This is a genomic window from Pseudomonas cremoris, from assembly GCF_014230465.1.
On sequence record NZ_JAAXCY010000003.1, the window covers coordinates 242498 to 263913 of the forward strand.

Genomic DNA, 21416 nt, shown 5'->3' on the forward strand with positions numbered 1-21416 from the left:
TTAAGCGCATGGCACCTATTCAAACGGCTGTTCCACGTGATGGCTTACTCGGTGTGACCGGAGGCTTTTTTGAATAGTTCAGAGAAGATGGCGATTTGCCTAAAAAAATATCTGACTGATTGGTCAGCGTAAAAAAGTTGGAACTTCTGCGTTGCACAGAGGTACGCCGGGCCTTTGGAAGGCCCGGAATACAAGGGGGTAACGGGGAGGTGTCAGTGTTTTTGATCGTCGGCACTCGCCGACAAATCATGCAGATAACGACGCGACAAGGTCAGGAAACGAGGGGTGGGGCCGACGTCTTCATACAGCGGGTCACCTTCCTCATCGGTGGCAACGACGTGCTGGCCCCTGATATAGGGGAAGCTGGTTTCCAGCTCTTCCAAGGCGGCGCCGATCAGTTCGCCGAGCAGCTCTTCGGTGTTGCGTTTGGGGTACATCTCGGCGATGGCGGCCAGCCTTGCGGCGGACTCGACGTCCAGATGGATGGCGTACTCGGTCTTGGTCAAGCGACCCTTGGCGTTCTCTTCCCAATGCTGGGCCAATTCTCGAATTTTCATGGCAACCTCAATAAAGCCCGCGATAGCAGGCGGTGATGAGTGACCCGCCGTCCGCGTGGATAAACGCGGCGACTTACCTTTGAGACTAGCTGCAAGCCACAAGGTTTAAAGTCTTGTCAGAAACGAGCACTGGCGGCACTCTGGAACACCTGCGCGTCCCGGATTTCTGGCTGGAGATTGGCTGATGAGTGATATCGATGCACGCTTGCGTGAGGATGTTCACCTGCTGGGTGAACTGTTGGGCAATACCATTCGAGAGCAGTACGGCGATGATTTTCTCGACAAGATCGAGCAGATCCGCAAAGGCGCCAAGGCCGACCGCCATGGCGCTGGCGATGAACTGAGCACCCGTCTCAACCAGTTGCAGGAAAATGAACTGCTGCCTGTGGCTCGTGCCTTCAACCAGTTCCTCAACCTGGCCAACATTGCCGAGCAGTACCAACTGATTCATCGGCGTGATGAGTCGCAACCGGCACCGTTCGAGTCCCGTGTGTTGCCCGAGTTGCTCGCCCGCTTGCAAAGCGAAGGTCACAGCAATGAGTCCCTGGCACGCCAGTTGGGGCGCTTGGAGATCGAGCTGGTCCTTACCGCTCACCCCACCGAAGTGGCGCGCCGTACCCTGATCCAGAAATACGATGCCATCGCCGCCCAATTGGCGCTGCAGGACCACCGCGACCTCACGACCGCCGAGCGCGATCAAATCCGTGAGCGCTTGCAACGCTTGATCGCCGAAGCCTGGCACACTGAAGAAATCCGCCGTGTCCGGCCCACTCCGGTGGACGAAGCCAAATGGGGCTTCGCGGTGATCGAACATTCGCTGTGGCACGCCATTCCCAATTACCTTCGCAAGGCCGACCGGGCCTTGCATGCCGCCACCGGCCTGCGTCTGCCCTTGGAGGCAGCACCGATTCGCTTCGCCTCGTGGATGGGCGGCGACCGTGACGGCAACCCGAATGTCACCGCGCCGGTCACTCGCGAAGTGCTGTTGCTGGCACGCTGGATGGCGGCTGATCTGTACTTGCGCGACATCGACCACTTGGCCTCCGAGCTGTCGATGCAACAGGCCAGCCCGGCATTGCAGGCGAAGGTCGGCGACAGCGTCGAACCCTACCGCGCCTTGCTCAAGCAACTGCGCGAACGCCTGCGCGCCACACGCCAATGGGCGCACACCGCGTTGAGCAGCAGCACCCCGGCGCCTGCCGAAGTGCTGCAGAACAACCGCGACCTGCTGGACCCGCTGGAGCTGTGTTATCAGTCGTTGCATGAGTGCGGCATGGGCGTGATCGCTGATGGCCCGTTGCTCGACTGCCTGCGCCGTGCCGTGACCTTTGGCCTGTTCCTTGTGCGCCTGGATGTGCGCCAGGACTCCAGCCGGCATTCGGCGGCGATGACGGAAATCACCGACTACCTTGGCCTCGGTCGTTATGAGGACTGGGACGAAGACGCGCGCATCAGTTTTCTGACCAAAGAGCTGGCGAATCGTCGGCCATTGCTGCCGGGGTATTTCAAACCCTCGGCGGACACGGCCGAGGTGTTGAACACCTGCAAGGAAATCGCTGCTGCGCCGGCGGCTTCACTGGGCTCGTATGTCATCTCCATGGCGGGCGCGGCCTCCGACGTGCTGGCGGTGCAATTACTGCTGAAAGAGTCGGGCGTGCAACGGCCGATGCGCGTGGTGCCGTTGTTTGAAACCCTGGCCGACCTGGACAACGCCGGACCGGTGATGGAGCGCCTGCTGCAACTGCCGGGCTATCGCGCGCGCTTACAGGGCCCGCAGGAAGTGATGATCGGCTATTCGGACTCCGCCAAGGACGCCGGCACGACTGCCGCCGCCTGGGCGCAATATCGGGCGCAGGAGCGCTTGGTGGATATCTGCCGCGAGCAGCAGGTGGAACTGCTGTTGTTCCATGGTCGCGGCGGCACCGTGGGCCGTGGCGGCGGCCCGGCCCACGCGGCGATTCTGTCGCAGCCGCCGGGCTCGGTGGCGGGGCGTTTCCGCACTACCGAACAGGGCGAAATGATCCGCTTCAAGTTCGGCTTGCCGGATATTGCCGAGCAGAACCTCAACCTCTACCTGGCTGCAGTGCTGGAAGCCACCTTGCTGCCACCGCCACCACCGGAGCCGGCCTGGCGTCATTTGATGGATGAATTGGCCGCAGATGGTGTCAGTGCCTACCGCGCAGTGGTGCGGGAAAATCCGCAGTTCGTCGAATACTTCCGTCAATCCACCCCAGAACAGGAGTTGGGCCGGTTGCCCTTGGGCAGTCGCCCAGCCAAGCGCCGTGCGGGTGGGATCGAAAGCCTGCGCGCCATCCCGTGGATTTTCGGCTGGACCCAGACCCGCCTGATGCTACCGGCCTGGCTGGGTTGGGAAGCGGCGCTGAGCAAGGCGCTGGAGCGCGGCGAAGGTGAGTTGCTGGGGCAGATGCGCGAGCAGTGGCCGTTCTTCCGCACGCGTATCGACATGTTGGAAATGGTGCTGGCCAAGGCCGATGCTGATATCGCCCGCCTGTATGACGAGCGCCTGGTGCAACCGGACCTGTTGCCATTGGGTGTGCATTTGCGCGACCTATTGTCGCAGGCCTGCAGTGTGGTGCTTGGCCTGACCGGCCAGTCCCAGCTGCTAGCCCATAGCCCGGACACCCTGGAGTTTATCCGCCTGCGCAACACCTACCTCGACCCGCTGCACTTGTTGCAGGCTGAGTTGCTGGCACGTTCGCGCCAGCAGGAGGCCGCGCAAGACAGCCCTCTGGAACAGGCGCTGCTGGTGTCCGTGGCCGGTATTGCGGCGGGTTTGCGCAATACGGGTTGAGGTTTTTTCGCGTGTTCTCAAAGGCTTGCAGATAAACCACGACGGCCGCCCCGAATAGGGCGGTCGGCGTACACACGGGCGGGTTGCACTCGGGCATACCCTACCTATGAAGCATATACAGCGCGGTTCCTGCGACTTTTGGCGGCTTGTATGGATAGGGCCTGCTGTGTATCTTGATCAGCCTTTGGCCGTTTGGGCGGCCTGGACCCAGAATTTTACAAGCCATATTTCTACGAGATTTGCCCCCTCGCGGCGGATCCGAGCGTCATCTCTATAAAAAATTGAGGAGCACATCAATGCGCGTCATTCTGCTGGGAGCTCCCGGGGCCGGTAAAGGTACTCAGGCAAAGTTCATCACTGAAAAATTCGGCATTCCACAAATCTCCACCGGCGACATGCTGCGTGCAGCGGTCAAGGCCGGCACCGAGCTGGGCCTGATCGCCAAAAGCGTGATGGACAGCGGTGGCCTGGTTTCCGATGACCTGATCATCAACCTGGTCAAAGAACGCATCAGCCAGGAAGACTGCAAGAACGGTTTCCTGTTCGACGGCTTCCCACGCACCATTCCCCAGGCTGAAGCCCTGGTGAAGGCCGGCGTCGAGCTGGACGCAGTGGTTGAAATCGCGGTTGAAGATGAAGAGATCGTGCAGCGTATTGCCGGTCGTCGCGTTCACGAAGCCTCGGGCCGCGTGTACCACACCATCTACAACCCGCCAAAAGTCGAAGGCAAGGACGATGTTACCGGCGAAGACCTGGTACAGCGTAAAGACGACACCGAAGAAACCGTGCGTCACCGCCTGTCGGTCTACCATTCGCAGACCAAGCCTTTGGTGGATTTCTACCAGAAGCTGTCCGCTGCCGAAGGCAAGCCCAAGTACAGCCACATTCCGGGCGTTGGCTCGGTAGAAGCGATCACTGCCAAGGTGCTGCAAGCACTGAGCTGATCCTTCGACTGGCTACACGTATAACGGCCCGCTTGCGGGCCGTTGTTGTTTATACTGGCGCACTTTTTTTCGACTTGGACACCCACACCGATGAGCACCCTGCTGGCCCTGGACACCGCGACTGAAGCTTGCTCCGTTGCCCTGCTGCACGATGGCAAGGTTACGAGCCACTACGAGGTGATCCCGCGCCTGCATGCGCAGAAGCTGTTGCCGATGATCAAGCAACTACTCGAAGACGCCGGCACCACCCTGGCGGCGGTGGACGCCATCGCCTTCGGTCGTGGGCCGGGTGCCTTTACCGGTGTGCGCATCGCCATCGGCGTGGTGCAAGGCCTGGCGTTTGCGTTGGAGCGTCCGGTATTGCCGGTGTCCAATCTGGCGGTGCTGGCCCAGCGCGCCTTGCGTGAGCACGGTGCTCATCAGGTTGCAGCGGCCATCGATGCACGCATGGATGAAGTCTATTGGGGCTGCTACCGCGAAACCGATGGCGAAATGCGTTTGGTGGGTGTGGAAGCGGTACAGCCTCCGGAGTCTTCTGTGCTGCCCGATGACGCCAGCGGTGACTGGTTCGGTGCTGGCACCGGCTGGGGTTATGGCGAGCGAATCAATGTGCAACTGGTTGGCCAGGACGCCGCAATGCTGCCCCATGCCGAAGACTTGCTAAACCTGGCACGCTTCGCGTTTGCGCGTGGCGAGGCGATCCCGGCTGACCAGGCCGCCCCTGTTTACTTGCGCGATAAAGTCGCCCAGACAAAGGCGGAACGCGGGATTATTTGACGCCAAAAATGCGGGCAAATTGAGGCGAAATTCACCAATCGTCAGAATTTGCCCGCGCTTTTAAACCTTTTTCAAATTATGTGTTCTAGTTATCACCAGAGCATTTGCGCACCATGGATGATGCTGCCAAAATGCCATTACTGATAGCGAGTTCGCGCCCATGCGTATTGATGGCTTTTCCTCACAGTCGTACCCGATCAAGCGTAAGCCGCGTAAGGCAAACGCCACGGTGGACGAGTCTGTCGAGGATTCGCCAGACTTCATCGAAGTCCAGTCCGATGCGCAGGCCAATGCTCAAGCACGCATCAGCGGTCTTCCCGCCCGTCAGCAAGACATGGTCTTCCCGCGCTCCATGAGCAAAAGCGTCGCCACCGCCTTGGCCAGCTACCTGACCACTGCCGGCTTTGTCGAATGGGATATGGAAGTGCTGGGCCTCGACATCCACATCTGATGCGCCTGCCTTACTTCATCGGTTGCCCGTCCTGGAGTGAAAACGCCTGGCGCGATTACCTGTATCCCGCCGACGCGCGTTCCAGCGACTACCTCGCCCTCTATTCCCAGGTTTTCAACGCCGTTGAAGGCAACACCACGTTCTACGCCCGACCCTCGGCCGCCACGGTGCAGCGCTGGGCCGAGATCATGCCCGACGATTTTCGTTTCACCGCCAAGTTTCCCGGCGACATCAGCCATGGTGGCGACCTGCGCGACCAGCTGCCGGCGGCAGAGAGTTTTGTTGGCCTGATGAGCCCGTTGGCTGAGCGTGTTTCGCCGTTGTGGCTGCAACTGTCGGCGAGTTTTTCGCCGCAGCGTCTGAGCGAACTGGCGGGTTTTATCGATGGCCTGGAGCGCCCGATGGCAGTGGAAGTGCGTCATCCGGAGTTCTTCGCCAAGGGCGACGCCGAGCGCACACTCAACCGTTTGCTGCGTGACCGGGGTGTTGAGCGGATCTGCCTGGATTCGCGTCCGCTGTTCAGTTGCACCTCTACCACGGCGGCGGTGTTGCATGCTCAATCGAAGAAACCCAAGGTGCCCCCACGTCCAGCGGCGCTGACGCTGTTTCCCCAAGTGCGCTTTATTGGTCACCCGGAACTGGAACCCAACGACCCCTTCCTGATCCCGTGGGTGGAAAAAGTCGCCGGCTGGATCGAAGAAGGTCGTACGCCCTATGTCTTCCTGCACACCTCGGATAATCGCCTGGCCGCTCAATTGGCCCTGCGTTTTCACGACAAGTTGATGGCGCGCCTGCCGGGCCTTGCGCCGCTACCGACCCTGAATCGGCAACCCGCAGCGGAGCAACTGGGGTTACTCTAAGGCTCCTCTTTTTGCCAGGAGCCCGCCATGGATGCCCAAACCCTTCGCGCCGAAACCTTCAAGGCCCTGCATGAGCGCAATCGCGCATTCGTGATGCCCAACCCGTGGGATGCAGGTTCTGCCATCATGCTGGCCAGCCTCGGTTTTGAAGCATTGGCCACCACCAGCGCGGGTTATGCGTTCAGTCTCGGACGGCCTGATGCGGAAGGGGCGCTGTCCCTGGAAGACACGCTGGCCAATGCCGGTGCCATCGCTCGGGCGACCTCGTTGCCGGTGGCGGCGGACCTGGAAAATTGTTTCAGCGACACCCCCCAAGGTTGTGCCCAGACCATCCTGCGCGCCGCGGCTACGGGCATCGTCGGCGGCTCCATCGAAGATGCCACGGGCATCGCTGCCGACCCTATCTACCCTTTTGATTTGTCCGTTGAGCGCGTGGAAGCGGCGGTTGCTGCCGCGCGCAGCCTGCCTTTTCCCTTCACCCTGACAGCCCGCGCGGAAAATCTCCTGCACGGTTGCCTGGATTTGCCCGACACCATCCGCCGCCTGCAAGCCTACGCCGAGGCCGGTGCCGACGTGCTGTATGCGCCGGCCTTGCGCAGTGCCGAGGAAGTGCTGGCGGTGGTCAAGGCGGTCGCGCCTAAACCGGTGAATGTGTTGATGTCCGGCGGCTTGAACCTCAGCGTGGCGCAACTGAGCGAGATGGGCGTGCGGCGTATCAGCGTCGGCTCGGCCATGGCATTGGCGGCGTATGGCGAGTTCTATCGGGCGGCGCAAGAGGTGTACGAGTTGGGCACCTTTACCTTCACCGAGCGCAAGATGCCGTTCAGCCAGGCGAACGCGTTCTTCAAGGATTGAATCAGGCGGCCAGGCGTAGGTTCTGGGTGACCAGCGGGCGCACCCAGTAGTAGTCGAAGTCCAGGGCCTTTTGTTGCGCCACCAGTTCCTCGGTAGGGTACGGCGTGGCGGGCGGTGGTAGCAGGTCCAGTTCGAACTCGGCGATCGGCAAGTGCAAGGGGCGAGGCTGCGGCGCAGGGCCTGGCTCTGGCAGTGGCTCGCCGGCGGTCAGCACGATGGGACGGACCCAGCCGCTTTCGAAATTCTGCTGGCGCTGTTGGGCGATGATTTCTTCGTCCGGGAACGGCGTGGCAGCCGGTGGCAGCAATTCGGTTTCGAGCTCGGCAATCGGCAGGAACAGCGGCTCTGGCGGGGCGATTTCGGTGTCTTTCACGTCGCACTCACGCTGGGTGAGAATCTGCGACAGTAAATCCGCACCGGCACTCGGTTCTATCGCAGGGTCCGCTGGTGCTGGCGCGCTGAGCGCTTGCGGTGTATCGCCGAGCTGTTCGGCCAACGCTCGGGCGAAGAAGTCCTGCCACACATGACTCACCCCGGCCAGCGCTTGAGTATTGCGCAGGCCGTAGTGGTTGTGGGTCGGCAGTACACCGATGGTTAGGGGAAGAATGTCTGACATTTTTCTCGGTCGACGCTCAGCTCTGGCAAAATACCTGACTGTTGTTTTTATCGGCCGATGTTTGCCGATCCTTAATATTTTTGAGCGTAGCGATTGATGAGCGAACAACCAGCGGCCAGCCGCATCCAGGTCGAGGCCTTGGCCGAAGGTTTTCAGGCCCTTGCCGAGCAATGGGCGTCGCGGCTTGGCTTACCGTTAACGCTGGCCGATGCGGACTTTTCCCTGCAAGTCGGTGAGCAGGGCCTACAGCTGCAACAACTCGGGCCTGATGCACCGGGGCCGGTGCGGGTGGACTTTGTCGAGGGTGGCGCGGCGCATCGGCGTTTGTATGGCGGTGGCAGCGGACAGATGATCGCCAAGGCCGTCGGCATCGCCCAAGGCGTACGCCCACGGGTGCTGGACGCTACGGCAGGCTTGGGCAAGGACGCCTTCGTGCTGGCCAGCCTGGGGTGCGAGATGAGCCTGATCGAACGCCAGCCGCTGATCGGCGCCTTGCTCGAAGACGGCCTGGCGCGTGGCGCGGATGACTTTGACGTGGCGCCGATTGTGGCGCGCATGAAGTTGCTCAAGGGCAACTCCATTGACGTGATGCGCAACTGGGAAGGCGAGCCGCCCCAAGTGATCTACCTCGACCCGATGTTCCCGCACCGCGAGAAAACCGCCCTGGTGAAGAAGGAAATGCGCCTGTTCAGGCCACTGGTGGGGGATGATCCGGACGCGCCGGCGCTGCTGGCGGCGGCATTGGCCCTGGCCAGTCATCGGGTGGTGGTGAAGCGGCCGCGCAAGGCGCCGTGTATTGAAGGGCCCAAGCCGAGCCATGCGTTGGATGGCAAATCCAGTCGGTATGACATCTATCCCAAGAAGGCGCTCAAGCCTTAAATCTTCGTTGGCCTTGCGGGCCTCTTTGCGGGCAAGCCCGCTCCCACATTTGGAACGCATTCCAAGGTGGGAGCGGGCTTGCTCGCGAAAGCGTCCGCTCAGGCACCACAGCCTCAGGCCCGATAAGCCCGCATAAACAACCCCACCACATCCTGCACATGCGCCTCGGCAGCTTCCTCGCTCAACTGCCCGCCACACCCATATAACAAGCAGAAATTCGCCGTGCCCTTGAGCAGGCAAAAGAAGTGCTCGGCGGCGGTAAAGGGTTTGTCGATGCTCAACGCACCGCTTTGGTCGATCTTGCTGAGCAAGCGCTCCATGCCTTGCAGCATGCGCATCGGGCCGGCTTCGAAGAAGATTTGTGAGAGTTTCACGTCCTGATTGCCGGTGGTCATCATCAGGCGATGCAGGTTCACCGACTCCTCGCTGTTGATCAGCCGATGGAACCCCCGGGCAATGTTCAGCAGTACCGTCTCCACGGGCATGCCGGCCGGCAGCTCGAAATACATCACCGGCAATTGTTCCTCGCACGTCGCCACCACGGCAGCCGTGAACAAGGTCTCTTTGTCGGTGAAGTGGCTGTAGACGGTCAGTTTCGACACGCCAGCTTCCAGTGCCACCGCGTCCATGCTGGTGCTGGCGTAGCCATTACTCAAAAACAGGATTTTCGCTGCTTCGAGGATTGCCTGGCGTTTTGCCATGTCCTTGGGACGCCCAGGGCTATTGGTGTTTACAGGATTGTCGGACATTTTCACTTTAATACTGGACTGGTGAGTTTGGTATTAATAACATACTGGCCAGTATAATTATTCCTAGCTCCATTTGCGAAAGGTCCTTCAGCATGCGCAGCACTTTCCTGCCCTTTGCGTTGCCTGTCAGCCTGTTGTTCCTCCTGGCCGCCTGTGGCCATGAAGAAGCAGCCCAGACCACCGTCCGCCCGGCCATGGTGGTACAGCCGCAACCTTCGGCACAATCGAGCGACAGTTATCCCGGCGAAGTTCGCGCCCGTTATGAGCCGGACCTGGCCTTTCGCATTGGCGGCAAAGTCAGCAAGCGTCTGGTAGAGGAGGGGGAGCGGGTCAAGGCCAACCAGCCACTCGCTGAACTCGACCCCCAGGATGTGCGCCTGCAATTGGAGGCCACCCGTGCCCAAGTGGCTGCCGCCGAGGCCAACCTGAGCCTGGTGCGCGCTGAGCGCGACCGCTACAAAACCCTGCTGGACCGGCAGATGGTCAGCCGCTCCCAGTACGATAATTCCGAAAATCTCTACCGATCCGGTGAAGCACGCCTTAAGCAAATCAAGGCTGAATTCGACGTGGCCAGCAACCAGGCTGGCTATGCAGTGCTACGTGCGCCCCAGGACGGCGTAGTGGCCAAGCGTGCGGTGGAAGTCGGCCAAGTGGTGTCCGCCGGCCAAACCGTATTCACGTTGGCCACCGATGGCGAGCGCGAAGTGCTGATCAGCTTGCCGGAACAAGGTTTTGGCCGTTTCAAGATCGGCCAGCCGGTGACGGTGGAGCTGTGGAGCCAGCCGGACCAGCGCTTTACCGGGCGTATTCGTGAGCTGTCTCCGGCGGCTGATCCGAAGTCGCGCACCTTTGCTGCCCGTGTCGCGTTCACGGGCGGCAAAGTCCCCGCCGAGCTGGGCCAGAGCGCCCGGGTTTTCATACAAGCAGACGGCGTAATTGCGCTGTCGGTGCCGCTGTCTGCCCTCAGTGCGGAGAACGGTGTGTCCTACGTCTGGTTGGTACAGCCGGACGACACGCTCAAGCGCACGCCGGTGCGCATCGGCGCCTTCGGTGAAAAAACCGTCCCGGTGCTGGAAGGTCTTAGTCCCACTGACTGGGTCATTGCCGCAGGCGTGCATGTACTCCATGAGGGCCAGCAAGTGCGTCCGGTGGACCGCTCCAACCGAGTTGTGAATCTGGCGGCCAACAAGGAGTAGTCCCCGATGGGTTTCAATCTTTCCGAATGGGCGTTGCGCAATCGCCAGATCGTACTGTTCCTGATGATCCTGCTGGCCGTGGTCGGCACCTTGTCCTACACCAAATTGGGACAGAGCGAAGACCCTCCATTCACCTTCAAAGCCATGGTGATCAAAACCAATTGGCCAGGCGCCACGGCCCAAGAAGTCTCGCGCCAGGTCACCGAGCGCATCGAGAAAAAACTCATGGAGACCGGCGAGTACGAGCGCATCGTTTCGTTCTCGCGCCCCGGCGAATCCCAAGTCACTTTCATGGCTCGCGACTCCATGCACTCGGCGCAGATTCCCGAGCTGTGGTACCAGGTGCGCAAGAAAATCAGCGACATCCGCCAGACCTTGCCACCGGATATCCAGGGGCCGTTTTTCAACGATGAATTCGGCACCACCTTCGGCAACATTTATGCCCTGACCGGCGACGGCTTCGACTACGCGGTGCTCAAGGACTACGCCGACCGCATCCAGATTCAACTGCAACGTGTCGCAGATGTGGGCAAGGTTGAGCTACTTGGCCTACAAGACGAGAAGATCTGGATCGAACTGTCCAACCTCAAGCTGGCGACCCTCGGCCTGCCGCTGGCCGCCGTGCAACAGGCGTTGCAGGAGCAGAACGCGGTGTCCACGGCGGGCTTCTTCGAAACCCCGACCGAGCGCGTGCAACTGCGGGTGTCGGGCAACTTCAAGACAGTGGAGGAGATCCGCAACTTCCCGATTCGCGTGGGTGATCGCACCTTCCGTATCGGCGACGTGGCCGAGATTCATCGTGGCTTCAACGACCCGCCCGCGCCACGCATGCGCTACATGGGCGCGGACGCCATCGGCCTGGCCGTCGCGATGCGTGACGGCGGTGACATTCTGGTACTGGGTAAAGCCTTGGAAGGCGAGTTCGCACGCTTGCAGAAGAATCTTCCGGCAGGCATGGAGCTGCGCAAGGTGTCGGACCAGCCAGCGGCGGTGAAAACCAGTGTCGGTGAGTTCGTCCAGGTATTGGCCGAGGCATTGGCCATCGTGTTGCTGGTGAGCTTTTTCTCCCTTGGTGTGCGCACCGGCATGGTGGTTGCCCTGGCGATTCCACTGGTGCTGGCGATGACGTTTGCCACCATGTATTACCTGGGCATCGGCCTGCACAAGATCTCCCTCGGGGCCTTGGTCCTGGCGCTTGGCCTACTGGTGGATGACGCGATCATTGCCGTGGAAATGATGGCGATCAAGATGGAGCAGGGCTACAACCGGCTCAAGGCCGCCAGCTTTGCCTGGACCAGTACCGCGTTCCCGATGCTCACCGGTACGCTGATCACCGCCGCCGGCTTCCTGCCGATTGCCACCGCGCAATCGAGTACCGGCGAATACACCCGTTCGATCTTCCAGGTGGTCACCATCGCGCTGTTGGCCTCGTGGGTCGCAGCGGTGGTGTTTGTGCCGTACCTGGGGGAAAAACTCCTGCCGGACCTGGCGAAAATTCACGCGGCCAAGCACGGCACCGACGGGCCAGATCCCTACGGTACGCCGTTCTACCAGCGTGTAAGACGTCTGGTGGAATGGTGCGTGAACCGCCGCAAAACCGTGATCGTGCTGACCCTGCTGCTGTTTATCGGTTCGGTCGCCTTGTTCCGCTTTGTGCCGCAGCAGTTCTTCCCGGCTTCGGGCCGCCTGGAGCTGATGGTCGACCTGAAACTCGCCGAAGGCGCCTCCCTGAGCAACACCGCCGACCAGGTCAAACGCCTGGAAGGCTTGCTCAAGGAACATGCCGGTATCGACAACTACGTCGCCTATGTGGGCACCGGCTCGCCGCGTTTCTACCTGCCATTGGACCAGCAATTGCCCGCCGCCAGCTTCGCCCAGTTTGTGGTGTTGGCCAAAACCATTGAAGAGCGCGAAAGCCTGCGCACCTGGTTGATCGAAACCCTCAACGAACAATTCCCGGACCTGCGCTCGCGGGTCACGCGCCTGGAAAACGGCCCGCCTGTGGGTTATCCGGTGCAGTTCCGGGTGACCGGCGAGCACATCGAAGAAGTCCGCGCCCTGGCGCGGAAAGTGGCAGCCAAGGTTCGCGAAAACACCCACGTGGTCAACGTGCACCTAGACTGGGAAGAACCGAGCAAGATCGTCTACCTCAACATCGACCAGGACCGCGCTCGCGCCCTCGGCGTGAGCACCGCCAACCTGTCGAAATTCCTGCAGAGTTCGTTGACCGGTTCCAGCGTCAGCCAATTCCGCGAGGACAACGAGTTGATCGAAATCCTGCTGCGCGGCACCGTGCATGAGCGCACCGAACTGTCGTTGTTGCCAAGCCTGGCGGTGCCGACCGATAACGGCAGAAGCGTTGCGCTGTCACAGATCGCCACCCTCGAATACGGTTTCGAAGAAGGCATCATTTGGCACCGCAACCGCCTGCCTACGGTCACCGTGCGTGCCGACATCTATGGCAAGGAGCAACCGGCAACCCTGGTCCAGCAAATCCTGCCGACCCTTGAAGGTGTACGTGCAGAATTGCCCGACGGTTATCTGCTGGAAGTCGGCGGTACGGTAGAAGACTCCGCCCGTGGCCAGAACTCGGTAAAAGCCGGCGTGCCGCTGTTTATTGTGGTGGTGCTGACGTTGCTGATGCTGCAACTGCGCAGCTTCTCACGCACTGCCATGGTGTTTCTGACGGCGCCGCTGGGGCTGATCGGTGTGACGTTGTTCCTGCTGGTGTTCCGCCAGCCGTTCGGCTTTGTGGCCATGCTCGGCACCATCGCCCTGTCGGGGATGATCATGCGTAACTCGGTGATCCTGGTGGACCAGATCGAGCAGGACATCAAGGCTGGCCTCGCGCCATGGCAAGCAATCATCGAAGCCACCGTCCGACGCTTCCGTCCGATTGTGCTGACCGCGCTGGCGGCCGTATTGGCGATGATCCCGCTGTCACGCAGCGTGTTCTTCGGGCCGATGGCCGTGGCGATCATGGGCGGGTTGATTGTGGCGACGGCGTTGACCCTATTGTTCCTGCCGGCCCTGTATGCTGCGTGGTTCCGAGTGAGGAAGGACGTCGCGTAATCATGTTGGCTACTGTTTCAGCCTTGATGTTGTTGTTGCTTGCCCCAGGCCCGACCAACACCCTGCTGTTTCGCGCGGGGCTGTTGTTTGGCTTTCGGGCCTCCTGGACGCTGGCGTTGACCGAGTGCCTGGCTTATCTACTGCAGGTCTCGCTATGGGGGGTGGCGTTGTTGTATCTGGCGGCGTATTCGCCGTGGGCGCTGAAGTCCGCGCAATTGGCGGCGGCCTGCTACCTGCTGTATGTCTCCTACAAGCTTTGGCAGCGTAAGAACAGCGTCATCAACCCCGGTTCCGACCGTTTCTCCGGGCTGTACTTCTTCTGGCTGACGGTGATGAATCCCAAGGGATTGCTGATCGTGTCGTTCATTGCACCGGTCGGCACCTTTGCCACGCTACCCGGCTATGCCGGGTTCATGGCCACGCTGGCGCTGGTAGTTATTCCAGTAGGGGCGGCGTGGATCGTGCTGGGCAGCCGCTTTGAAGGGATTCAAAAGGCCTGGCTCACGCCATTGAAGATCAACCGTGCGACCTCGATTGCGATTGGCTGCTTTGCCACGCTGATGGTAGGGCGGTTGGCGGAGTCGGTACTGCACTAGGATCGCTCCCTGTTGCACCGATTATTGAAATAGATGACGGGTTCCGGGAACGCTTTCGGGGCACCTTCCACTCAGGGACTACCTGTTTACAGGTATCAGTTTTCGCTGCCGATCATTGTTGGCATCGGTCATTGGACTCATCTTTTTTGATAGAAGGGTTTCCCTATGTGCCTTGTTTCCTTAATAAGCAAGATGGTCAATGTTGTGCCAAAACCACAAGAACCAGACTGTCCCCCTAGCTCAGAAAAACCGCCGAAGCCTACCTGCCCAGCGAAGCCCTGTTCAGAGGAATCGCGCCAACAAGCCAAGAGGATTGAGTTCAGTACGATCACGATACGCACTATCAGTCTGGACACTGCCCAAGGATAGGGGAGGGGGCGTTCGCTCTCGAGGGAGGGTACGGCATGAGATCGCTCCCCATTGCAGGGAGCGATCCGTCCAAGGCTTACAACGCCCCAAACACCTTCTTCGCCAAACTGGTGGCCGCAGCCGCCGGGTTCTTGCGAATGGTTTCTTCTTGCTGCGCGATCATCTTGAACAGGCCGTCCAGCGCTTGTTCGGTCACGTAGTTCTCGACGTTGGCGCTTTTGGCGTCCACCGCGCCAAAGGCCGCAGCCTTGCCGGCCAAGGCGTTGTATTGCTGGGCCACGCCGACTTTGTCGGTGGCGGCTTTGACGATAGGTAGGAACTTGGCGCGGATCTCTTCGCGGCTGCTTTTGTTCAAGTACTGGGTGGCTGAATCCTGGCCGCCAGTGAGGATGCCCTTGGCGTCGGTCACGCTCATGTTTTTCACGGCGTTCACCAGGATCGGTTGGGCCTGGGTCACGGCGGTTTCAGCGGCTTTGTTCATGCTGGTTTCCAGCTGCGTGACCTGGTCACCCATGCCGAACATTTTCAGCTTGTCGGCGACTTTGCCCAGCTTGCCGGGCAGGCCGATCTTAACTTCGGGGTTGTTGCTGAAACCGCCGGGTACGCCCAGTTGTTTCACGGCGATCTGAGCGCCTTGGGTCAGTGCGTCCTTGAGGCCGCCACTGGCGTCGCCCTGGGACAAGCTGCCGAGGTCCAGGGCCATGGCGTTGGCACCGAACAGCAGGCCGGCACACAGGGCGGTAAGGCGAAGGGAGTTACGGAGCATGGGCGCTTCCTTATGATCGAGTTCAGTGGGCCACAGCATCAACGCGCAGGCGCAGCGGCTGCGGGTCCTGGCCGTTGAGCTGCACAGAGTGCCGTTCGGTGGTGATAAACAGTAGCTTGCCATCCAGTTCGATGCGAGCGCTCACCGAGTAGCTGTGGCCAGGCTTGACCTGGGCCGGGTCGTAGCTCAAGTGGAAGGGCAGCGGCACTTGGCCTTTGACCGGGCCTTTCTGTTCAGCCAGGGTCACCGCCGGTGCGTCGGCCAAGGAGACATCTTGCAGGCTGACGCTCAAGGTGGCGGTCGGCGGCAAGGCGATGCGTTGCAGGTAAAACACTTCGCCGTCGAGGCTGGCCTTGGGTGCGGGCGTCATGGATTGGCAGGCTCCGAGCAGGGCGGTGAGGCCCAGGAGGATGATCTTTTTCATGGTCTAGCTCCTTGTAAACGGCGCCGGAAACCGCCCGGCGCCTTATTCAATCTAGCGGCTTTCTTCAGGTTTGACGGCTTCAGATTCGACCGGGGTGTCATCCACACGGTGCAGCGCCACCTGGCGGATCGACAAACGAATCTCCGCCGGCAACACGCGTTTGGCGGCGCCTTCGGCCAGCTCACCGAGCATGTCGTGGTAACTCAATTTGCCGGCTTCATCGCGGCGCAGCACATCTTGCTCCAGCAGGGTCTGGATGAAATGTCGGAAAAGACTCTTGTCGAAAAACTCCGGGGCATTGAGGCCATGCAGGATCGACAGGCGCTGGGCCATGATCGTGCACAGGTCCTCCAGTTCTTCGGCGCTGATGCTGTTCTGGCCGCTGTTGAGCAGCAGCGAGATCGCCATGTAGAAGCGTTGCAGGGTCTGGGCAATGCTCTTGGACAGCAGGGTCAGCAGCACAAAATGCCGTGAACTCGGCGCCGGGCGCAGGAACACGTCATTTTCAAAGCGCAGCAGGCCCTGTTCGACAAAGGCTTCGAGCCATTGGTCGACGACCGTGTCCAACTCCTCCAGTGACCAGCGAATAAAAAGTTCCGATTGCAGGTACGGATACAGGGCGTGGGTGTAGCGCAGGATCTGTTCGCGGCTCATCCGCGAGCTGCTCTGGAAGAAGCTCGCCAGCAACGCAGGCAACGCGAAGATGTGCAGTACGTTGTTGCGGTAGTAGGTCATCAGGACGGCGTTCTGCTCGTCCAGGTACAGAATTTTACCGAGGGCGTCGCTCTGTTCCGACAGCAGGTCCATATCTTTGACATGCTTGATCAGCGCCATGCCATCGCCTTCGGGCAAGGTGGTGTGGGGCGAGTAAGGCACGCGGCGTAGCAGCGCCAGGTACAGGTCCAACTGGCGTGCCATGGCCTGTTCATCCAGGGCCAGGCGCGTGGTGGACAGCAGTGCCAGGGCCACCAGGTTCACCGGGTTCACGGCAGCGGCTTCGTTCAAGTGGCGGGCTACCTGCTCGCCGAGACGGTTAGTGGTTTCGTTGAGCCACGCCGGTTTGTAGTTCGGGCCGAGTTCCTGGGCACGCCAGTCCGGTTGTTCGGCATCGAGGAACTCGGCCAGCTTGATCGGTTCGCCGAAGTTGACCGCCACCTGGCCAAAACGCTGCTTGAGCGCGCCGACCACTTTGAAAATATCGAAGATCGACTCTTTCTTCTTGCTCGCGCCACGCAACTCGCCGAGGTAGGTGCGGCCTTCGAGCACACGTTCATAGCCGATGTACACCGGCACAAACACGATGGGCATGCGCGATGAGCGCAAAAAGCTGCGCAGGGTGATCGCCAGCATCCCGGTCTTGGGTTGCAGCATGCGCCCGGTGCGCGAGCGCCCGCCCTCGACGAAGTACTCCACCGGGAAACCCTTGGTGAACAGGGTGTGCAGGTATTCGTTGAACACCGAGGTGTACAGCGGGTTGCCCTTGAAGGTACGGCGCATGAAAAACGCACCGCCACGGCGCAACAGGCTGCCGATCACCGGCATGTTCAGGTTGATGCCGGCGGCGATGTGAGGCGGGGTCAGACCGTTCTTGAACAGCAGATAGGACAACAACAGGTAGTCGATGTGGCTGCGGTGGCAGGGGACGTAGATCACCTCGTAGCCCTGGGCAACCTTCTGCACGCCTTCGATGTTATTGACCTTGATGCCGTCGTAGATCTTGTTCCAGAACCAGCTCAATACCACTTCGAGGAAGCGGATCGCGGTGTAGGTGTAGTCCGAGGCGATCTCGTTGCCATAGCGCAGGGCCTGGGCCTTGGCCTTTTCCGGGCTGATTTTTCCCCGTTCGGCTTCATCGGCGATGGCCTGGCGCACCAGCGGCATGTTGACCAGGCCCTTCACCAGGTTGCGGCGGTGAGACAGGTCGGGGCCGATCACGGCGGTTTTCAGGTTACGGAAATGCACCCGCAGGATGCGTTGAGCCATACGCACCGTGCGTTCGTGACCTTTATTGTGCTCGATCAATTCACGCAGGTTGATGGGCGCAGAGAATTGCACACGGGTCTTGCGACCGAGGATCAGGATACTCAGCAGTCGGCGCAGACGGCCGGTAACGGCCCAGCTGTCGGCAAACAGCAGCTTCCACGGGCTGGACTCGCTCTCGGGCGATTGCCCCCAGAACACGCTGACCGGAATGATTTGTGCATTCTCTTCGGCGTGTTCGGTCAGGGTGTTGACCAGACGCGTCAAGGTGGGCGGCGCGCCGCGCTTGTCCTGACGGCCAAGCCAGTCCGGCTCCGGCGTGAGGTAGAAGAACGCCGCCGGTTCCATCAGCGGGCCCACCGATACCGGTAGCACCGGGCGTGGCAGGCCCGCCTTGGTGCACTCGGCATCGACCACGGCCAATTCGGTAAGGGAGGGTGATTGCAGGACGTAGAACACCGGCCGGCTGCGGTCCAGGTTAAGAGTAAGGGACGACTGGTTGATCGTCTCCGAGCGAACCCAGAGGTACAACAGTCGGCGCAAGGTGCCAAACACCAGACGGCGGAACGGGGAGCGGGTCATAGGCGTGCTGCTTCAAGTGGTTAAAACCGAGCAGGTGCTCGGGTCGGTAGTGTGCCGTATTCGCCGAAAATCGGCAAAAAAGCAGCGATGTAAACTTGAGTTGATCGTTTTTGAGCCTGTCTTATACTCGGCAGTTCAATGCGGCACTCAACAATAAAAATGCAAGTGGGAGTGAGACAAATGGCAACGCGCGAAACAGGCAATGTGAAGTGGTTCAACGATGCAAAGGGTTATGGGTTCATTCAGCGCGAAGACGGCAAGGATGTGTTTGTGCACTACCGCGCCATTCGTGGTGAAGGCCACCGCTCGCTGGCCGAGGGCCAGCAGGTGGAATACGCCGTGGTGACCGGCGAGAAGGGGTTGCAGGCGGAGGATGTGGTGGGGCTGTAAGTCCAGCGCAAAAACCAATGTGGGAGCGGGCTTGCTCGCGGAGGCGGTGCTTCAGTCAACATCTTCAGTGACTGATACACCGCCTTCGCGAGCAAGCCCGCTCCCACATTTGATTGGGTTCACAATTCAGGTTTTATGCAGTTTTCCAGGTGATTTCTTCTTCACCATCCGCGCTGATGCGCATCCAGCGATCCGCGCTCTCTTCACCTTCCTCTTCCACCCACGTGCCCGGCGCGCAACGCACTTCAACGTTCAGCGCGGCAAACGCAGCGCGGGCGCAGGCGATGTCGTCGTCCCACGGGGTCTGGTCGCTTTCCAGGTACAGGCTGTTCCATTTGCCTACGGCTTTCGGCAGCCAGGTCACGGGCACGTTGCCGGCCTTGCACTTGTAGGTCTGGCCCTTCTGGACCCAGTCGGTGCACGGGCCCAGGGCAGCGCCCAGCCAGGCGGCGATGGCTCGGTGGTCGACGTCGGCGTCCTTCAGGTAAATCTCGATATCGGGTTGGCGCATGGATGTTCCTCGTTGCGGGATTTTAAAAATCCATTCGCGGAAAAGTCGGTTATTGAAGCACGAAATAGTCGTAGCGCATCGACACAGTGACCAGCAGCGGCTCGGCCGCCTCGATCACTTGGGTGCGACGCTCGGCGCTGGCACGCCAGCCGTGGGGCGTCATGGCCAGCAGGTTGGCGCGGTCCTGGGGCTCGGCCAGGCTCAGCGTGAACTCCAGGGTTTCGCTGTGCGCAAGGCTCATGCCTTCTGGCACCAGGGCCAGGTGCTTGTCGTCAGTGTACTCACGCACTTCGTCGTAGAGGCGTTCGCGCAATTCCATCAGGTGGCCGCTGGTGGGGCCGACCTTCATCAAACCGCCGCCAGGGCTGAGCAGGCGTTTGGCCTCTTCCCAGTCCAAAGGGCTGAAGACACTGGCCAGGAATTGGCAACTGGCGTCGGCCAACGGCACGCGGGCCATACTGGCGATCAACCAGGTCAGGTTAGGGTTGCGCTTGCACGCGCGCTTGACCGCTTCCTTGGATATATCCAGTGCGTAGCCGTCTGCGTGGGGCAGGGCATCGGCGATTTGCGCGGTGTAGTAGCCCTCGCCACAACCGATGTCCACCCAGCGCTGTGGAGCGCGTTCAGCGGCCAATTCGGCCAGGCGCTTGGCCACCGGCGCGTAATGCCCGGCGTTGAGGAAGTCGCGGCGTGCCTCGACCATGGCGAGGTTGTCGCCCGGGTCGCGGCTGTTCTTGTGCTGCACCGGCAACAGGTTCAGGTAACCCTGGCGCGCGCGGTCGAAACGGTGCCCGGCCGGGCACGCCACGCCATTGTCCACCGCGTTGAGCGGGGCGCTGCAAATGGGGCAAGCGAGCATCAGGCGAGCAACTTGATCAGGGTTTGGTAGTAGATTTCGGTCAGCACATCGAGGTCGCTGGCCAGGATGCGCTCATTCACTTGGTGAATCGTCGCGTTGACCGGGCCCAATTCGACCACCTGGGTACCGAGGGTGGCGATGAAACGCCCATCCGACGTACCGCCGCTGGTGGACGCCTTGGTTTCACGCCCCGTGATTGCCTTGATGCTCGCGGATACCGCATCCAGCAGCGCGCCCGGCTCGGTGAGGAACGGCAGGCCCGACAGCGCCCACTCCACGTGCCAGTCCAGGCCGTGCTTGTCGAGGATTGCCGCTACACGTTGCTGCAGGCCTTCGACAGTGGACTCGGTGGAGAAGCGGAAGTTGAACACCGCCGTCAGGTCACCGGGAATCACGTTGGTGGCGCCGGTGCCGGAGTTCAGGTTGGAGATCTGGAAGCTCGTTGGCGGGAAGAAGGCGTTGCCATCATCCCAATGCTCGGCAGCCAGTTCCGCCAGGGCCGGTGCGGCCAGGTGGATCGGGTTCTTCGCCAAGTGCGGGTAGGCAACGTGGCCCTGCACACCGCGTACGGTCAAGGTGGCGCCGAGGGAGCCACGACGACCATTCTTGACCACATCGCCTACCAATGTCGTGCTCGACGGTTCGCCGACGATGCACCAGTCCAGGCGCTCCTTGCGGGCGGCCAGGCGTTCGATCACAGCTTTGGTGCCGTGGTGCGCCGGGCCTTCTTCATCGCTGGTGATCAGGAAGGCCACCGAGCCCTTGTGGTCCGGGTAGTCGGCGACGAAACGCTCCGACGCCACCAGCATCGCGGCCAGGCTGCCTTTCATGTCGGCCGCGCCACGCCCACAGAGCATGCCGTTTTCGTCGATCAGCGCGTCGAACGGGTCGTTCTGCCAGGCCTGCACCGGGCCGGTCGGTACCACATCGGTGTGGCCGGCAAAACACAATACCGGGCCGTCGTGCTTGCCGTGGGTGGCCCAGAAGTTATCCACGTCCTCGATGCGCATCGGCTCAAGTGCAAAACCGGCGTCGCCCAGGCGCTGCATCATCAGCTTCTGGCAATCGGCGTCGATCGGCGTCACGGAGGGGCGACGGATCAGGTCGATGGCAAGTTGAAGGGTCGGCGAAAGGTCGGCATGGGCCGTCATGGGGGAAACTCCACAGCTTT

Annotated in this window: 20 protein-coding genes; 11 read left to right on the top strand and 9 right to left on the bottom strand. The window is 60.9% G+C overall.

The window, feature by feature from the left end; all coding sequences use genetic code 11:
- Window positions 1–212 precede the first annotated feature (212 nt).
- The gene (locus HF257_RS07820; RefSeq protein ID WP_185707451.1) at window positions 213–557 is read right to left on the bottom strand and encodes a pilin assembly protein; all 345 of its coding nucleotides are present in this window, start codon (window positions 555–557) and stop codon (window positions 213–215) included.
- 184 nt (window positions 558–741) lie between these two features.
- On the opposite strand from HF257_RS07820, the gene ppc reads away from it, so the two are divergent.
- The 6 genes from ppc (at window position 742) to HF257_RS07850 (ending at window position 7256) form a co-directional block, all read left to right on the top strand.
- Entirely contained in the window at window positions 742–3369 is a 2628-nt protein-coding gene (gene ppc, locus HF257_RS07825; protein ID WP_185707449.1) for a phosphoenolpyruvate carboxylase, read from the top strand.
- Window positions 3370–3665: 296 nt separating this feature from the next.
- Window positions 3666–4313 carry an adenylate kinase gene (gene adk, locus HF257_RS07830; RefSeq protein ID WP_185707447.1) on the top strand — a complete coding sequence of 216 codons (648 nt, stop codon included), beginning with the start codon at window positions 3666–3668 and terminating at the stop codon, window positions 4311–4313.
- 90 nt (window positions 4314–4403) lie between these two features.
- Window positions 4404–5090, top strand: a complete 687-nt coding sequence (gene tsaB, locus HF257_RS07835; RefSeq protein ID WP_185712078.1) for a tRNA (adenosine(37)-N6)-threonylcarbamoyltransferase complex dimerization subunit type 1 TsaB — start codon at window positions 4404–4406, stop codon at window positions 5088–5090.
- A gap of 160 nt (window positions 5091–5250) precedes the next feature.
- Window positions 5251–5541, top strand: a complete 291-nt coding sequence (locus tag HF257_RS07840; protein WP_185707443.1) for a hypothetical protein — start codon at window positions 5251–5253, stop codon at window positions 5539–5541.
- Complete coding sequence (locus HF257_RS07845) at window positions 5541–6401, top strand: DUF72 domain-containing protein (RefSeq protein ID WP_185707441.1); 861 nt, start codon at window positions 5541–5543, stop codon at window positions 6399–6401. Before HF257_RS07840 ends, HF257_RS07845 begins: the two co-directional genes overlap by 1 nt.
- Window positions 6402–6428: 27 nt before the next feature.
- Window positions 6429–7256, top strand: a complete 828-nt coding sequence (locus HF257_RS07850) for an isocitrate lyase/PEP mutase family protein (RefSeq protein WP_185707439.1) — start codon at window positions 6429–6431, stop codon at window positions 7254–7256.
- Between the two features lies 1 nt (window position 7257).
- Here the strand turns inward: HF257_RS07850 and HF257_RS07855 are convergent, their stop codons facing one another.
- Complete coding sequence (locus HF257_RS07855; protein WP_185707437.1) at window positions 7258–7872, bottom strand: energy transducer TonB; 615 nt, start codon at window positions 7870–7872, stop codon at window positions 7258–7260.
- A gap of 96 nt (window positions 7873–7968) precedes the next feature.
- Between HF257_RS07855 and HF257_RS07860 the strand changes: the two genes are divergently transcribed.
- On the top strand, window positions 7969–8751 hold the full coding sequence (locus tag HF257_RS07860; RefSeq protein ID WP_185707435.1) for a class I SAM-dependent methyltransferase: 783 nt from the start codon (window positions 7969–7971) through the stop codon (window positions 8749–8751).
- 113 nt (window positions 8752–8864) lie between these two features.
- Here HF257_RS07860 and HF257_RS07865 read toward each other — a convergent pair whose 3' ends face one another.
- Window positions 8865–9500, bottom strand: coding sequence for a TetR/AcrR family transcriptional regulator (locus HF257_RS07865; RefSeq protein ID WP_185707433.1), 636 nt, complete (start codon window positions 9498–9500; stop codon window positions 8865–8867).
- Window positions 9501–9592: 92 nt separating this feature from the next.
- Here HF257_RS07865 and HF257_RS07870 point away from each other — a divergent pair, with 92 nt between their 5' ends.
- The 3 genes from HF257_RS07870 to HF257_RS07880 are packed head-to-tail and all read left to right on the top strand — an operon-like array spanning window position 9593 to window position 14364.
- Window positions 9593–10696: an efflux RND transporter periplasmic adaptor subunit gene (locus HF257_RS07870; RefSeq protein ID WP_185707431.1), complete on the top strand. Its 1104-nt coding sequence runs from the start codon at window positions 9593–9595 to the stop codon at window positions 10694–10696.
- A gap of 6 nt (window positions 10697–10702) precedes the next feature.
- The gene (locus HF257_RS07875) at window positions 10703–13768 is read left to right on the top strand and encodes an efflux RND transporter permease subunit (protein ID WP_185707429.1); all 3066 of its coding nucleotides are present in this window, start codon (window positions 10703–10705) and stop codon (window positions 13766–13768) included.
- A gap of 2 nt (window positions 13769–13770) precedes the next feature.
- On the top strand, window positions 13771–14364 hold the full coding sequence (locus tag HF257_RS07880; protein ID WP_185707427.1) for a LysE family translocator: 594 nt from the start codon (window positions 13771–13773) through the stop codon (window positions 14362–14364).
- Window positions 14365–14809: 445 nt separating this feature from the next.
- On the opposite strand, the gene HF257_RS07885 is transcribed toward HF257_RS07880, so the two are convergent.
- From HF257_RS07885 to plsB, 3 genes are read right to left on the bottom strand one after another with little or no spacing between them, the layout of a single operon-like run.
- The gene (locus HF257_RS07885; RefSeq protein WP_185707425.1) at window positions 14810–15499 is read right to left on the bottom strand and encodes a DUF4197 domain-containing protein; all 690 of its coding nucleotides are present in this window, start codon (window positions 15497–15499) and stop codon (window positions 14810–14812) included.
- 22 nt (window positions 15500–15521) lie between these two features.
- Complete coding sequence (locus tag HF257_RS07890; protein ID WP_185707423.1) at window positions 15522–15923, bottom strand: YbaY family lipoprotein; 402 nt, start codon at window positions 15921–15923, stop codon at window positions 15522–15524.
- Between the two features lie 51 nt (window positions 15924–15974).
- A complete protein-coding gene (gene plsB / locus HF257_RS07895) occupies window positions 15975–18485 on the bottom strand; it encodes a glycerol-3-phosphate 1-O-acyltransferase PlsB (protein WP_185707422.1) in 2511 nt (836 codons plus the stop codon).
- A gap of 180 nt (window positions 18486–18665) precedes the next feature.
- Between plsB and HF257_RS07900 the strand changes: the two genes are divergently transcribed.
- The gene (locus tag HF257_RS07900) at window positions 18666–18875 is read left to right on the top strand and encodes a cold-shock protein (RefSeq protein WP_003219353.1); all 210 of its coding nucleotides are present in this window, start codon (window positions 18666–18668) and stop codon (window positions 18873–18875) included.
- Window positions 18876–19008: 133 nt separating this feature from the next.
- Here HF257_RS07900 and HF257_RS07905 read toward each other — a convergent pair whose 3' ends face one another.
- From HF257_RS07905 to dapE, 3 genes are read right to left on the bottom strand one after another with little or no spacing between them, the layout of a single operon-like run.
- Window positions 19009–19386: a hypothetical protein gene (locus HF257_RS07905; protein WP_185707420.1), complete on the bottom strand. Its 378-nt coding sequence runs from the start codon at window positions 19384–19386 to the stop codon at window positions 19009–19011.
- 49 nt (window positions 19387–19435) lie between these two features.
- The gene (locus tag HF257_RS07910) at window positions 19436–20245 is read right to left on the bottom strand and encodes a putative RNA methyltransferase (protein ID WP_185707419.1); all 810 of its coding nucleotides are present in this window, start codon (window positions 20243–20245) and stop codon (window positions 19436–19438) included.
- On the bottom strand, window positions 20245–21396 hold the full coding sequence (gene dapE, locus HF257_RS07915) for a succinyl-diaminopimelate desuccinylase (protein ID WP_185707418.1): 1152 nt from the start codon (window positions 21394–21396) through the stop codon (window positions 20245–20247). The genes HF257_RS07910 and dapE overlap by 1 nt, the downstream gene beginning before the upstream one ends.
- Window positions 21397–21416 lie beyond the last annotated feature (20 nt).